14 protein-coding genes and 1 riboswitch are annotated in these 15,021 nt (G+C 46.0%); of the genes, 2 read left to right on the top strand and 12 right to left on the bottom strand.

The genetic code is table 11. The features are described 5' to 3' along the window. Window positions 1-42: 42 nt before the first annotated feature. The gene (pta, locus tag AK965_RS10205) at window positions 43-2,208 is read left to right on the top strand and encodes a phosphate acetyltransferase (protein ID WP_099079510.1); all 2,166 of its coding nucleotides are present in this window, start codon (window positions 43-45) and stop codon (window positions 2,206-2,208) included. A 62-nt stretch (window positions 2,209-2,270) separates the two neighbouring features. Here pta and AK965_RS10200 read toward each other — a convergent pair whose 3' ends face one another. The 12 genes from AK965_RS10200 to moaA form a co-directional block, all read right to left on the bottom strand. After that, the gene (locus tag AK965_RS10200; protein WP_099079509.1) at window positions 2,271-3,545 is read right to left on the bottom strand and encodes a DUF4010 domain-containing protein; all 1,275 of its coding nucleotides are present in this window, start codon (window positions 3,543-3,545) and stop codon (window positions 2,271-2,273) included. 133 nt (window positions 3,546-3,678) lie between these two features. Continuing rightward, on the bottom strand, window positions 3,679-4,620 hold the full coding sequence (locus AK965_RS10195) for a glutathione S-transferase family protein (protein WP_099079508.1): 942 nt from the start codon (window positions 4,618-4,620) through the stop codon (window positions 3,679-3,681). Between the two features lie 192 nt (window positions 4,621-4,812). Beyond that, window positions 4,813-5,805 carry a murein tripeptide/oligopeptide ABC transporter ATP binding protein OppF gene (gene oppF, locus AK965_RS10190; protein WP_301182227.1) on the bottom strand — a complete coding sequence of 331 codons (993 nt, stop codon included), beginning with the start codon at window positions 5,803-5,805 and terminating at the stop codon, window positions 4,813-4,815. Next, complete coding sequence (locus AK965_RS10185; protein ID WP_172438122.1) at window positions 5,802-6,773, bottom strand: ABC transporter ATP-binding protein; 972 nt, start codon at window positions 6,771-6,773, stop codon at window positions 5,802-5,804. The genes oppF and AK965_RS10185 overlap by 4 nt, the downstream gene beginning before the upstream one ends. 31 nt (window positions 6,774-6,804) lie before the next feature. Further along, window positions 6,805-7,707 carry an oligopeptide ABC transporter permease OppC gene (oppC, locus tag AK965_RS10180; protein ID WP_099079505.1) on the bottom strand — a complete coding sequence of 301 codons (903 nt, stop codon included), beginning with the start codon at window positions 7,705-7,707 and terminating at the stop codon, window positions 6,805-6,807. A gap of 15 nt (window positions 7,708-7,722) precedes the next feature. Continuing rightward, entirely contained in the window at window positions 7,723-8,643 is a 921-nt protein-coding gene (gene oppB / locus AK965_RS10175; RefSeq protein WP_010449365.1) for an oligopeptide ABC transporter permease OppB, read from the bottom strand. Between the two features lie 108 nt (window positions 8,644-8,751). Then, entirely contained in the window at window positions 8,752-10,383 is a 1,632-nt protein-coding gene (locus AK965_RS10170) for an ABC transporter substrate-binding protein (protein ID WP_099079504.1), read from the bottom strand. 555 nt (window positions 10,384-10,938) lie between these two features. Continuing rightward, complete coding sequence (gene moaE, locus AK965_RS10165; RefSeq protein WP_099079503.1) at window positions 10,939-11,394, bottom strand: molybdopterin synthase catalytic subunit MoaE; 456 nt, start codon at window positions 11,392-11,394, stop codon at window positions 10,939-10,941. 1 nt (window position 11,395) lies between these two features. Next, window positions 11,396-11,653 (bottom strand): molybdopterin synthase sulfur carrier subunit, encoded by a 258-nt coding sequence (gene moaD / locus AK965_RS10160; protein ID WP_099079502.1) that lies wholly within the window; start codon window positions 11,651-11,653, stop codon window positions 11,396-11,398. Then, window positions 11,653-12,129 (bottom strand): cyclic pyranopterin monophosphate synthase MoaC, encoded by a 477-nt coding sequence (moaC, locus tag AK965_RS10155; protein WP_099079501.1) that lies wholly within the window; start codon window positions 12,127-12,129, stop codon window positions 11,653-11,655. The genes moaD and moaC overlap by 1 nt, the downstream gene beginning before the upstream one ends. 26 nt (window positions 12,130-12,155) lie before the next feature. Beyond that, the gene (gene moaB / locus AK965_RS10150; RefSeq protein WP_099079500.1) at window positions 12,156-12,668 is read right to left on the bottom strand and encodes a molybdenum cofactor biosynthesis protein B; all 513 of its coding nucleotides are present in this window, start codon (window positions 12,666-12,668) and stop codon (window positions 12,156-12,158) included. Between the two features lie 99 nt (window positions 12,669-12,767). Further along, complete coding sequence (gene moaA, locus AK965_RS10145; protein ID WP_099079499.1) at window positions 12,768-13,757, bottom strand: GTP 3',8-cyclase MoaA; 990 nt, start codon at window positions 13,755-13,757, stop codon at window positions 12,768-12,770. Then, a riboswitch (molybdenum cofactor riboswitch) is annotated at window positions 13,746-13,879 on the bottom strand. (Overlaps the previous gene by 12 nt.) A 175-nt stretch (window positions 13,880-14,054) precedes the next feature. Between moaA and AK965_RS10140 the strand changes: the two genes are divergently transcribed. Then, window positions 14,055-14,948, top strand: a complete 894-nt coding sequence (locus AK965_RS10140; RefSeq protein WP_099079498.1) for a YvcK family protein — start codon at window positions 14,055-14,057, stop codon at window positions 14,946-14,948. Window positions 14,949-15,021: the final 73 nt, after the last annotated feature.

The following is a 15,021-nucleotide window of genomic DNA, read 5'->3' as shown; positions in this document are numbered from 1 at the left end:
GAATTGAGCTTTTATCCCCCAATAGCTAAAGGTACTCTACGAATGTCTCGTACTATTATGCTTATCCCTGCAAGTGCTGGTGTTGGTCTAACTAGCGTAAGCATGGGTGTTCTTCGCGCAATGGAGCGCAAAGGCGTTAAGGTTTCTTTCTACAAACCAATTGCACAGCCACGTTCTGGCGGTGATCAACCTGATCTAACTTCAACTATCGTTGGCTACAACAGCGATATGAAGATCGGTCATCCATTAGCGATGTCTGTTGCTGAAAGCCTAATCGGTAACGACAACATGGACGAACTGCTAGAAACTATTGTTGAGCGTTACAACCAAATCAACAAAGATGCTGACGTAACACTTATCGAAGGTCTAGTACCGACTCGTAAGCACCCATTCGCTAACCAAGTGAACGCAGAAATCGCAGCAACACTCGGTGCGGAAATCGTTCTTGTTGCGACGCCTGGCACCGATAACCCTGCCCAGCTTAAAGAACGCATCGAAGTAGCATGTTCTAACTTCGGTGGTACTAAGAACAAGAACATCTCTGGCGTTATCATCAACAAGCTAAACGCACCTGTTGATGAAGCTGGTCGTACTCGTCCTGACCTATCTGAAATCTTTGATGATGCAGATAGCGCGAAGCAAAACGAAATGAAAGTGATGGAAATCTTCAACACTTCTCCAATTCGTGTACTAGGTTGTGTGCCATGGAGCATCGATCTAATCGCTACTCGTGCTGTTGACATGGCTCAGCACCTAAACGCTGCCATCATCAATGAAGGTGACATCGCGACTCGTCGTATTAAGAGCATCACGTTCTGTGCACGTTCTCTGCCAAACATGATTGAGCACTTCAAACCAGGTTCTCTACTTGTTACTTCAGCAGATCGCCCAGACGTTATCGTTGCAGCGGCACTTGCGGCAATGAACGGTGTTGAAATCGGCGCAGTTCTTCTGACTGGCGGTTACGATATCCCTAAAGAGATTGAAGGCCTATGTAAGCCAGCATTTGATACTGGTTTACCAATCTTCAAAGCGCAAGGAAACACTTGGCAGACTTCTCTGAACCTGCAAAGCTTCAGCCTAGAAGTGCCAGCTGACGATAAAGAGCGTATCGAGTTCATCAACGAGCATGTTGCGGGTCACATCGACGGTAACTGGATCGAGTCAATGACAGAAGGTACTGAGAAATCTCGTCGTCTAAGCCCACCAGCATTCCGTTACCAACTAACTGAGTTTGCTCGTAAAGCGGCTAAGCGTATCGTTCTTCCTGAAGGCGATGAGCCACGTACAGTGAAAGCGGCGGCTATCTGTGCTGAGCGTGGCATCGCGGAATGTGTGCTTCTAGGTAACCCTGAAGAAATCCGTCGCGTTGCAGCACAACAAGGCGTTGAGTTAGGTGCTGGTGTAACGATCATCAACTCTGATGAAGTTCGAGAAAACTACGTTGCTCGTCTAGTTGAGCTACGTGGCGCGAAAGGCATGACTGAAGTTGTTGCTCGTGAGAAGCTACAAGATTCAGTATTCCTAGGCACAATGATGCTTGAGAACGACGAAGTTGACGGTCTCGTTTCTGGTGCGGTTCACACAACAGCAAACACCATCGTTCCTCCGTTCCAAATCATCAAGACTGCACCTGATGCGTCTATCGTATCATCTGTATTCTTCATGCTATTACCTGACCAAGTACTGGTTTACGGTGACTGTGCGATCAACCCAGATCCAACGGCAGAACAGCTCGCTGAAATCGCTATCCAATCTGCAGATTCTGCTGCAGCATTCGGTATTGAACCACGTGTAGCGATGATCTCTTACTCTACTGGTGAATCTGGTAAGGGTGCAGACGTAGATAAAGTACGTGAAGCCACTAAGATTGCTCAAGAGAAACGTCCAGATCTCATCATCGACGGTCCTCTGCAGTACGATGCGGCTATCATGGAAAACGTTGCGGCTTCTAAAGCGCCAAACTCTCCAGTTGCAGGTAAAGCGACAGTATTCGTATTCCCAGACCTAAACACGGGTAACACGACTTACAAAGCGGTACAGCGTTCTGCAGATCTAGTATCTATCGGTCCAATGCTTCAGGGCATGCGTAAGCCTGTAAACGACCTATCTCGTGGTGCACTAGTAGACGATATCGTGTACACCGTTGCTCTAACTGCGATCCAGGCGGATCAAGCTGATCAAGCTCGTGAGAAAGTGGTTAACTAATAACCTCGCTTCCCAATAAATTCAAAACCCTTGCGATTGCGAGGGTTTTTTTTATTTTCGAATCAGTAAAAAGCAAAGAACAAACTGGCACCTAACAGCACACACCCAGTCATAACAGGCGCAACTTTAGACCACAACGCTTTATCTCCAATCGCCACCACCATCCCCATCTTCACAATGGTATTAACGGAAGCGGCAATCAAAATTCCCAGAGCGGCAGTAGTAACACTCAACGTCTGCGTACTTTGACGCCCGAGCGCCAATGAGATGGCATCAACATCAGTGATCCCCGACAAGGCGGCCAAAATTAATACCCCCGTGTTACCTAACCAACCTGAAAGCGCATGGGAGAGCAACATGATCACGGCGAGTACGACACCAAATAATAACGCAGATTGGAGCGCTAATGGGTTGGTCTGCTTATTGGACTGTTCCACTTTCTCGACGTCACTCTTACGCCAAATCCACCATGCGGGTAAGTACAGTGCAACCATCATCGCAATCACAATCGGCCAAAGCAGTGCCACTAATTGAGGATTAATCACCGATAAGACAATTAGTAAACGTGGAAACATCGTGCCACAGCTAAGTAAAATTCCACTCGCCAATAGCGGGCTTATATTGGCTTGCTCACGAGAGAGGTGAGAAAACTGCAGGGTTAACGCAGTAGAAGAGCTCAAGCCTGCAAAAACCGAGGTAAACAAAATACCTCGCTTCGCACCACCAATTTTAATCGCGAAATAGCCGACAAAAGAGATACTGGCAATCAATACCACCATCCACCAAATCTCATAGGGGTTGAGGGCTTTCCAAGGGCCATAGGCTTGGTTTGGAAGCAATGGCAGTAGAACAATTGAAATCAGTAGCAAACGCAAAGCGGCATCCAATTCATACTCTTGCAACCGCTGCAGGGCTTGGTGAAGTTCTTTTTTATTATCCAACACAATCGCGGTGATCACTGCTGCTGCTGCCGCAAGTACTATATCACCGAAGACAGCGAGGCTACCTAAAACAAAAGTGATGAGAAGGCTTACAACACCAGTAATACTGATGTCTTCACTCTTCTTCTGTTGGATGACAAAAGCAATACAGGCCAGCACCACAAGCGCAATCAGAGCAAACCCAAGCAATAAGGGAGAATAGCGCTCCGCGAGTATCCCAACCAATCCACCAAGTAAACCTACCAGTGAAAAAGTCCGAATCCCCGCAACACGGCTCCCTTCCACACTATTGCGCATCACCCAACCACGCTGAGTACCTACGATCGCACCGAGTAACAAAGCAATGAGCAGATTCCAAATAAGGTGCTCACCACTGACGAACTCATTGATATCCATACCCCACCTCAGTTCAAGATCGGTTGTTATATCATTAGTTTATGTTATCGGTAGGAAGAAGCTGTGATGGTGAGAAGATATTGAGAAAAAAGAAAAGCGCCACATCAATTGGCGCTTCTCAGAGGTTTCAAACTTAGATAGATTCTCGACCATGCGACGACTCTAAATCCAAATCTGGACCTTTGGGCACAATCTGAGTTGGATTAATACCAGTGTGGCTAAAGTAATAATGACGCTTTATATGATAGAAGTCGGTTGTCTCTGCCACCCCTTCTACTTGGTACAACTCTTTCAAATAGCCCTGTATGTTTGGGTAATCGGCAATACGCTGTTTATTACACTTGAAATGGCCTACGTACACGGCATCAAAACGCACAAGCGTCGTAAACAAACGCCAATCTGCCTCAGTGATTTGATTACCTGCCAAGTAGCGATGCGTAGCCAAATGTACGTCGACTTTATCTAACGCAGCAAAGAGAGAGTCAAACGCTTCCTCGTACGCATCTTGCGTGGTTGCAAAACCACAACGGTACACACCATTATTGATGTTCGGATAAATGTAGTCGTTCCATTCATCTATCACGCTCTGAAGTTTCCCTGGGTAGTAATCGTCATGATTGCCCGTTAGGTCGTTAAACTCAGAGTTGAACATGCGGATGATCTCTGAGGACTCATTCGACACAATCGTATTGGTCTTCTTATCCCATAGAACAGGAACGGTAACGCGACCTGTGTAATCGGACTTGGCTTGAGTGTAGATTTGGTGCATGCGGGTGTGGCCGAGTAGTGGTTCTGGTAACATCTGCCAGCCTTCACTTAGCATATCTGGGCATACCACGGTAACATCGATGTGTTTTTCTAGGCCTTTGAGTTTACGGAAGATCAGTGTGCGATGCGCCCACGGACAAGCGAGTGAAACATATAAATGGTAGCGACCCGACTCAGGCTGGAACGTCGCATCGGGTTTGTTCTTTATCCAGTTGCGAAAACCTGCGTTTTCACGAACGAACTTACCACCGTTTGATTTTGTTTCGTACCATACATCGTGCCAAACACCTTCAACTAACTTACCCATGGCTGCTCCCCTGATATTCTGTTTTCAACTATATAAGTATATTAGAGATTCATGCACAGCTTAGAATCCGAGCATTTAGTCCATCTTGTTCAAGAATTTTGAATGAACCAAAGCAAACAGAAATCGCAGGCATAAAAAAAGCGCAACCCTATAAAAGGAGCCGCGCTTAAGCCCGTCACAGGCCGAATTTAATTACACCGCTACGTGCAAACAAGAGACTGCATGAATATCAGAACCTTGGATATTTGGTTTTGTCTTTGCACACTCATCCGTTGCTTGAGGACAGCGAGTACGGAATACACAACCCGATGGTGGGCTGATTGGAGAAGGCAGATCACCTTCTAACATCTGAATCTTCTTGCTGCGTTCAATTTCCGGATCTGGGATCGGAACAGCAGACATCAATGCACGTGTGTATGGGTGCTTTGGATCCGCAAACAGCGCTTCCGCTTCCCCCAGTTCAACCGCGTTACCTAGGTACATAACCAGTACACGGTCAGAGATGTGTTTCACGACTGACAAATCGTGCGCGATAAATACCAGTGAAAGACCCAACTCTTTTTGCAGCTCTTTCAGAAGGTTAACAACCTGAGCCTGAATCGATACGTCCAGTGCTGATACCGGTTCGTCACAGATGACCATCTTAGGCTTTAAAATCAGGGCACGTGCAATACCAATACGTTGACACTGACCACCAGAGAACTCGTGTGGGTAGCGGTTGATAACGTTTGGCAGTAGACCTACCTTCGCCATCATCTCTTTAACGCGGTCTTTCACTTCTTGCTTAGTCAGTTCTGGGAAGAACGTTTCTAGTGGCTCTGCGATGATGTCGCCCACTGTCATACGCGGGTTCAAAGAAGCCAAAGGATCTTGGAAAATCATTTGGATTTCTTTGCGCGTTTCACGGCGTTGCACTTCTTTCATCTTGGTGAGATCTTGTCCCATCCAAACTACTTGGCCATCCGTCGCTTCAACTAGACCGATAATGGCACGAGCGAACGTCGACTTACCACAGCCAGACTCACCTACTACCCCCAGCGTTTCACCTTCGTACAGGCGTACGTTTACGCCATCAACTGCTTTTAGGCTGGAAGGCTTTGACCACGGCCATGCGGATTTTGATGCAATACTGAAGTGAACTTTCAGATCAGATACATCCAGAATTAGTTTTTTATCTGTACTCATTTGCTCCAAGCCTCCCATTCAGAAAAACATGCACGCTGACGGCCATCACCAAATGGTGTCAGAATTGGTGCTTCACGTTTACAACGATCCATCACACGGTGGCAGCGATCTTGGTAAGGACAGCCAGGTGGTAGGCGAAGCAAGTTTGGTGGATTGCCTGGAATCGTTGGCAGAATCTCGCCTTCTGTATCCAGACGAGGGATAGCCTTCAACAGACCTTCCGCGTAAGGGTGACTTGGGTTGTAGAAGATTTCGTTCACTGTGCCGTACTCCATGGTACGACCCGCGTACATGACAAGTACTTTGTCACAAGAACCCGCTACGACACCAAGATCATGCGTGATCATGATGATTGCCGTGTTGAACTCAGATTTAAGTTCGTTCAGCAGGTCCATGATCTGCGCTTGAACCGTTACGTCCAATGCCGTCGTTGGCTCATCCGCAATAAGCAGCTTTGGACGACACAGCAGCGCCATTGCGATCATTACACGCTGACGCATACCGCCTGAGAACTCGTGTGGGTACATGGTGATACGCTTACGAGCTTCTGGGATTTTTACCGCTTCAAGCATGCGAACAGACTCTTCGAACGCTTCTGCTTTGCCCATACCTTTGTGCAGCATCAGTACTTCCATCAACTGATCACTGACTTTCATGTATGGGTTAAGAGACGTCATCGGGTCTTGGAAGATCATTGCGATCTGTTCAGCACGAACCTTGTTCAGCTCTTTTTCTGGAAGGTTAAGGATTTCTCGACCTTCAAATTTCGCGCTACCAGAGATAATACCGTTCTTAGCCAGTAGACCCATGATCGCGAATACAGTTTGTGACTTACCTGAACCAGACTCGCCTACGATACCTAGTGTCTCACCTTGATTCAGAGCGAAGTTCAAATCGTTTACTGCGGTTACGATACCATCTTGCGTGGTAAATTCGACGCGCAGATCTTTGACATCTAATAAACTCATCATTGCTTCCTTTATTCTTTCTATTTTTTAATTATCTGTCTTTTGGATCCAGCGCATCGCGCAGACCGTCACCAACGTAGTTGAAGCAGAATAGAGTCACAACCATGAATGCTGCTGGGAAAGCCAGCTGCCAGATTGCCACTTCCATTGTTTGCGAACCTTCTTGTAGAAGTGCGCCCCAACTTGTCATTGGTTCCTGTACACCAAGACCAAGGAATGAAAGGAATGATTCAGTCAGAATCATGCTTGGGATAAGTAGGGTTGAGTAAACCGCTACGATGCCCAGTACGTTTGGCACGATATGGCGAGTGATGATCTTCCACTTGCTCACACCACAAACGTGTGCCGCTTCAATAAACTCTTTACTACGTAGGCTTAGCGTTTGACCACGTACGATACGAGCCATATCTAGCCATGCGATAGCACCGATAGCGACGAAGATAAGAACGATGTTACGGCCGAAGAATGTTACCAGCACGATAACCAGGAACATGAACGGAACGGCGTATAGGATTTCAAGAATACGCATCATGATACGGTCAACTTTACCGCCAATGAAGCCAGAAGCTGCACCGTAAAGCGTACCAATCACAACCGCAACCAATGCACCCAAAACACCGACCATCAGAGAGATACGGCCGCCAATCAGCGTACGAACGTAAAGATCACGACCTAAACTGTCCGTACCAAACCAGTGATCCGCGTTTGGACCAACGTGCATCGCGTACCAATCGGTATCATCAAATGCGTAAGAAGCCATCATCGGCAAGAAGATAACCGCAAGGGTCATCAATGTAAGGATAAACAAGCTAACCATTGCCGCTTTGTTGCGCATAAAGCGGATGCGGGCATCTTGCCATAAGCTACGACCTTCAACTTCTAGGCTTTCTGCAAATTGCTCGACCGCTTGAAGATTCTCTTTTTTCGTTAACATAACCATACTTCCCTGTTAGTAGCGAATTTTCGGGTCAATCATTGCTAGCAGAATATCAACGATCGCATTGAACAGAATGAATAGGAAACCAATAAGGATGGTGACTCCCATTACTAACGAATAGTCACGGTTAAAGGCTGCATTTACGAACAGCTTACCGATGCCAGGTAGACCAAAGATGGTCTCAACAACCACCGAACCGGTAATAATGCCGACAAACGCTGGTCCCATGTAGGACACAACTGGAAGTAGAGCTGGTTTTAATGCGTGCTTCAGGATGATGTAACGGTAACTTAGACCTTTCGCACGAGCTGTACGGATAAAGTTACTGTTCAATGTCTCAATCATTGAACCACGAGTGATACGAGCAAACGTGGCGACATAAAGCAGTGACATAGCAATCACAGGAAGCACCAAATATTGCCATGAGCCATCATGCCAACCACCCGCAGGGAATAAATTCCAGTGGAGCGAGAACAAGTAAATCAAAGCTGGTGCCAACACAAACGATGGCATTACGACCCCGAGCATCGCCGTCGACATAATGGTGTAATCAAGCCACGAGTTTTGTTTGAGCGCGGCTATAGTCCCGATCGTCACCCCCAGAATTACCGTGAAGATAAAGGCAATGAAACCCACCTTCGCCGATACGGGTAGCGCTACCGAGATTAGCTCGTTTACTGTGTAATCTAAGTATTTAAATGAAGGACCAAAGTCACCTTGGATAACGTTAGTCAAGTACGTGGTGTACTGCTCAAACACTGGCTTATCTAGGCCGTATTTAGCTTCAATGTTGGCCATAACTTCTGGCGGTAATGGACGCTCGCTCGAGAATGGGTTACCCGGTGCGAAACGCATAAGAAAGAAAGATACGGTGATCAAAACCAACATTGTTGGGATCGCCTCAAATATCCTTTTTGCGATGAATTTAAGCATAAACTCACTCTTTCAGTCTGTGACAGTTAAAAAAAATTGATGATAGGCACCGCACGTCCCTTAATGGGACGTGTGGGCCTTATTCTTATAGTCTTGAAGCGACTTTAATTAGTCTGCTTTGATGTAAAGATCTTTGGTGTAGATCTTTTCTTCCGCGTTGTTAGCAGGGAAACCACCAACGTGCGGGTTTAGTAGACGAGAACGAACATACTGGTAAATAGGCGCGATAGGCATATCTTTCGCCATCAGTTGCTCAGCTTCTAGGTAGATCTTGGTACGCTCTTCTTCTGAAGTCGATTTGATCGCTTTGTCGATCAGAGCATCGTACTCTTTGTTACCCCAGTGCTGGCCACCAGTGGTGTTCGAGCTAACCATAAGGGTTAGGAATGAAGATGCTTCGTTGTAGTCGCCACACCAACCAGCACGCGCGACTTCGAAATCACCTTGGTCTTTAGTAGATAGGTAAGTTTTCCACTCTTGGTTTTCTAGCGTTACGTCTAGACCTAGAGTTTTCTTCCACATAGAACCCAGCGCTACCGCTAGTTTCTTGTGGTTCTCATCTGTGTTGTATAGAAGAGAGAACTTAAGCGGGTTGTCTTTACCGTAACCTGCTTCTGCCAATAGGCGTGCCGCCTCTTCGTTACGCTCTTTTTGCGTCATCTTACCGTAAGTTGGAAGCTCAGGGTTAAAGTGCGCTGTGATTTCAGGCGTTAGGAAGTAAGCTGGTTTTTGGCCTTGGCCAAGAATTGCATTTGCTACGATGTTACGGTCAATCGCGTAAGAAATCGCTTTACGAATGCGAACGTCGTTGAACGGCTCTTTATTAGTGTTGAATGAGTAGTAGTAAGTGCATAGGCTGCCTTCAACCGATACTGACTCAGGGTATTCTTTCTTCAGACGCTTAAAGTGCTCAGTCGGCAGTTTAGACGTGAAGTCGATTTCACCAGATAAGAAACGGTTCATTTCAGCAACGCCGTTCTCGATTGGAAGGTACGTTACTTTGTTGATAACTGTCTTATCGTTATCCCAGTATTCGTTGTTACGAACAAGCTCTAGACGCTCGTTCACAACCCAGTTGTTTACCACATAAGCGCCGTTACCTACAAAGTTTTCTGGTTTCGTCCATTGATCACCAAACTTCTCAACTGTCGCTTTGTGTACTGGTTTCATTGTTGTGTGACCAGCCATCATTACAAAGTAAGGAACCGCTGTGTCTAGTTCAACCACTAATGTGTGGTCGTCAGTCGCTTTAACACCTAGCTCGCTCTTGTCTTTCTTACCTGCAACGATGTCTTTCGCGTTTTTCATCTTGGTGTATTCCATGTACCAAGAGTATGGCGAAGCGGTTGCAGGATCGACGGCACGCTGCCAGCTGTATACGAAGTCTTGTGCTGTTACAGGATCGCCGTTAGACCATTTAGCGTCTTTACGTAGGTGGAAAGTGAAAGTTTTGTTGTCTGAGGTTTCCCAGCTCTCTGCTACACCAGGGATAGTGTCGCCGTCTGCATTTTGGTTCACTAAGCCTTCAAGAAGATCACGAATCACATGTGATTCTGGAACACCTTGAGATTTATGCGGGTCAATTGTTGCAACTTCAGTACCGTTACCACGAACGATTTCTTGTTTGTCAGCTAGTTTAGTGCCTGCTGGAACGTCAGCAGCGAAAGCGGTAGTAGAAGAGGCAGCCACTGCCAGACCAGCGCCTAAAAGAAGGGCTTTGGTGATTTTATTCTTGTACATGCGTAAAACTCCAAGTTTTTCATTAGCATCCATGACTTCTCTGCAAGGGACTGGTACGGTCAGTATTTTAGAAGTTTTTAGTGCACTTTTTGAGCACAAAATTCTAAAGCCTTACAAAGACTGCAGCACACATTAGCAACCATTGAAGTAATTTGCCACAAAGAGGCAGCAAAAAAAACAATAATTTTGTAAATAGCACGCAAAACTAGTAATAAATACCACCATAAAAGTATTAAATAGAGAAATACGGATACGAACTCTTATTTGGCAGGTGAAACTTTCGATAAATCTAACTTCAAACCTGTCAATAGCATCTTATGCTAGATACATGTAAAAAAGTTAACATTTATGACACATTGAATCTAATAAATGCTTGCATATATTCCGTTAGATATTTTTTATTGTGAACAAGATCATCGAGAGGAGAAACAAAGAAAAGATGTTGATTTTGAAGGGGAATCATGGAACAAATACAGGCATTTTTTGCCCTTAAAAAAAGCCAGGCGCTATTAACACCTAGCTTTGGAAGATTGGTTAGCAGAATAAAAAACTGCCCTACTTTTCCCAACGCTGTGCCGCTTGGTGATCGGTATCACGTGATTCAATCCAGCGATTTTCACTGGTCGTGCGTTCTTTTTTCCAGAATGGCGCCTTGGTCTTTAGGAAGTCCATGATGAACTCACAAGCATCAAATGCCGCACCACGGTGTGCACTAGAGACACCAACGAAAACAATTTGATCGCCAGTATCGAGATCGCCTACACGGTGAATCACACGAATACCCAGTAATGGCCAACGAGATTCTGCTTCATTGCAGATATCAATCAGGCTTTTCTCTGTCATTCCAGGATAATGTTCCAGATGCAGTCCAATCACATTATCGCCAAGGTTCATGTCACGAACTTTACCGATAAAAGTCACCACTGCCCCCGAAGCCGTCCCTTCTGATAGACGTAGGTATTCTTGATCAACAGAGAAATCTTCTGCCTGCACAGATACGCGAGGATCCATTTTAGCCTCCCGTTACTGGCGGAAAAAATGCGACTTCATCACCCGCTTTCACTTCAGTGTCTAGCGGAACGATAGATTGATTTACCGCAGCCAGTAACTTGCCTGGCTCAAGCGCTAAGTCCCACTTGCCTTCTTTAGCCGCGCCATTCTCTACAAGATGAGCACGAATCGCTTCAACACTGTTGAACTGACCTTCTAGCTCAAGACCATCAATACCAACAAGCTCACGTGTTTGGGCAAAGAAAAGTACTTTAATCATTATTCCGCCTTGAAGTGACCCGATTTACCGCCTGTCTTCTCAAGCAGACGAACTTGACCAATAACCATGTCTTTTTGCACGGCTTTACACATATCGTAAATCGTTAGCGCCGCCACAGAAGCAGCCGTTAGCGCTTCCATCTCAACTCCGGTTTTGCCTGCCAGTTTACACACAGACTCGATACGTATTTTGTTTTCCGCTTTGATCGCTTCCAATTGTACTTCAACTTTAGAAAGCAATAGTGGGTGGCAAAGTGGGATCAAATCCCATGTTTTCTTCGCCGCTTGGATACCCGCGATACGAGCAGTCGCAAACACATCACCTTTGTGGTGTTGACCAGATACGATCAGTTGCAGTGTTGCTGGCGCCATGTGTACAAATGCTTCGGCACGTGCTTCACGAACGGTTTCCGCTTTGGCAGATACGTCGACCATGTTTGCTTCGCCAGACGCATTGATATGTGTAAATTGGGTCATTGTTTTTCCTTCGCTTTTAGGAAAGGTTATACAGATAGATGTGGCATAAAGTTACAAGGGCGGTGGCTTGCATCCAACTGCTGCTTGATGATTTTCGTCCAACCTGTGCGGCATGCACCTGTAGAACCAGGCATAGCAAAGATAACCGTGTGGTTAGCAAAACCGGCAATCGCGCGAGATTGAATCGTTGAAGTACCGATCTCCTCAAAAGAAACCATACGGAATAGTTCACCAAAACCTTCCACTTCTTTGTCGAATAGAGGCTTAAGAGCTTCTGGCGTGCTGTCACGTGAAGTAAAACCCGTACCGCCAGTGATCATGATTGCTTGTACGTTTTCGTCCGCAATCCACTGAGAAACAATCGCACGGATCTTGTACATATCATCAATCACGATCTGCTTGTCTACTACGTTATGACCCGCTTCTTTCGCATGCTCAACTAAATAGCCACCCGAAGTATCGTTTTCTTCAGTACGAGTGTCAGATACCGTAAGAACGGCAATGTTTGCAGCTTGGAATTTGCTTTCAGCGTGACCCATTTGTTCACCTATTCTCTAATTTGCTTTGATACGCAAGGTATCAATTCTGGAAAAATCACTAGAAGCCACGTCAGCTCCCGGTGTAAAATCTGATTGGAATTAACCGCCGATAGACGCAAGATGAGGCGTCATACCGGTATTGCCGTCGTGCAAGAAGTGACTAACGGATTTCGTTTGCAGTTGCGCTTGAATACGCTCAATCAATTCATTCTCTTGCTCGTCACGTTCTAATAGATCACGTAATTCCACGCCATGTTCACCGAACAGACATAAATGCAGTTTACCCATAGCCGATACACGAAGTCGGTTACAGCTCTCACAGAAGTCTTTTTCATACGGCATGATCAAGCCAATTTCACCCTTGTAATCCGGATGAACGAAGACCTGTGCCGGGCCATCGTTGTGAGAGCGAACTTTAAGTAACCAACCGTTAGCGATTAATTGATTTCGGATAGCGACACCAGAGACATGGTGCTTCGCAAACAACTCATCCATTTCTCCCGTCTGCATTAATTCGATAAAACGCAATTGGATTGGACGATTTTTAATCCAGTGAAGAAAAGCAGGCAGCTCGTTGTGGTTGAGATCTTTCATCAGTACCACGTTAACTTTGACTTGTTCATAACCCACTTCAAATGCGCGCTCGATACCATTCATCACTTCCTTGAACTTATTTTCACCAGTGATTTGGTGGAACATGCGAGGGTCAAGGCTATCCACACTGACATTAATGTGTGTCAGACCAGCGTCACGCCAATCAGCAACTTGCTTCGCCATGCGGTAACCATTGGTCGTTGTTGCGACTTTTTTGATACCTGGCGTGGTTGCGACAGAGTGGATAATGTCAGTAAAGTCCTTACGCAAACTCGGCTCACCGCCTGTAATACGTACTTTTGAGGTACCACAATCGGCAAACGCTCTCACGACGCGTTTGATCTCTGGAAGCGATAAAAAAGACGAGTTTTTACTGCCCGAAGGTTTATAACCATCAGGAAGACAATAGGTACATTTGAAATTACATACATCAGTCACAGACAGACGCAAGTAATAGAACTTACGATGAAATTTGTCTTCGAATTGTTGCGCCACGGAACACCTTTCCAAACACGGGAGGCATGCTCATTTCCAATCATGCCCTTGTGACAGTATGTCACTGGCTCAAAACGCCTATCCTTCGACTTAGCATAGTGAGCTCGGAGTTATGGCAACCAGAGAGAAGCCTCTCTGATAGCTTTGCTGAGTAAAATACTTAATATTCGTAATGGAATCCAGACTTAAGCCATAAAAAAACGCTTTATAAACACAATTTACCGCTTATTAAGTACCCTTACCGCCATCATTAAGTTAAATTGTAGCCGTTTTATAGCAAATGATTAGAAGAACGTAATGAATATCTACACCGATAAGAAACTCGTCGCCGTTGGCGGTGGTCACGGTTTGGGCCGAATGTTGGCGGCCCTCAAAGATTTTTCTGGTAACGCAACTGGCATTGTCGCAACAACCGACAATGGTGGCTCTACTGGGCGTATTCGCCACTGCCAAGGTGGTATTGCGTGGGGAGACACTCGTAACTGTATTAACCAGCTCATTACTGACCCTTCGATCAGCTCCATGATGTTCGAATATCGCTTTAAGGGAGCAGGTGAACTAGACGGGCATAACCTTGGTAACTTGATGCTCACTGCGCTAGACAACCTATCGGTCCGCCCACTCGACGCCATTAACCTGATCCGCAATATGTTGAAAGTTGATGTGAATATTCTGCCAATGTCTGAGCACCCATCGGATCTGACTGCACTTTCCGTTAACGGTCAGTTAGTCACCGGTGAAACCAACATTGATGATATGGATACCGATTTACGCCGTTTGGACCTTTCTCCAGAAGTGCCCGCTACGAAAGAAGCAATAACTGCGCTCGCCGAAGCCGATGCGATTATTCTTGGTCCTGGTAGCTTTCTAACCAGCATTATGCCTCCATTACTATTACCAGAGTTGGGAAAAGCGATTGCCGCAAATCAGAGAGCAAAAGTGATTTTTGTTGCCAATCTCAGCCCTGAATACGGTCCGGCAGGTCGTATGACCATGAAGCAAAAACTGGAGTGGTGTGAACGCGCGTGCCAAGGAAGAAAAATCGATGTCGTACTTGCAGAAGAAGCCGAACCACAAGTCTTAGATAAGTGGAACGTGGTCACTGAATCTCTAGCGTCAACCAATCGCGATTGGCGCCATGACCGCGAAAAACTGAAGTTGGCGATTGAAAATCAATTACTTGCAAAATAAGCCCTCTCCTTGCATGCAAAAGCCTTTCACCAACGTGAAGGGCTTCGAATTTTTATACGCGAGGATCCGAAAT

Origin of the sequence: Vibrio sp. PID17_43 (genome assembly GCF_002608565.1) — a bacterium.
Taxonomy (GTDB): domain Bacteria; phylum Pseudomonadota; class Gammaproteobacteria; order Enterobacterales; family Vibrionaceae; genus Vibrio.
Note: the sequence above shows the minus strand (reverse complement) of the source record. Positions and strands in the feature narration are given on the sequence as shown.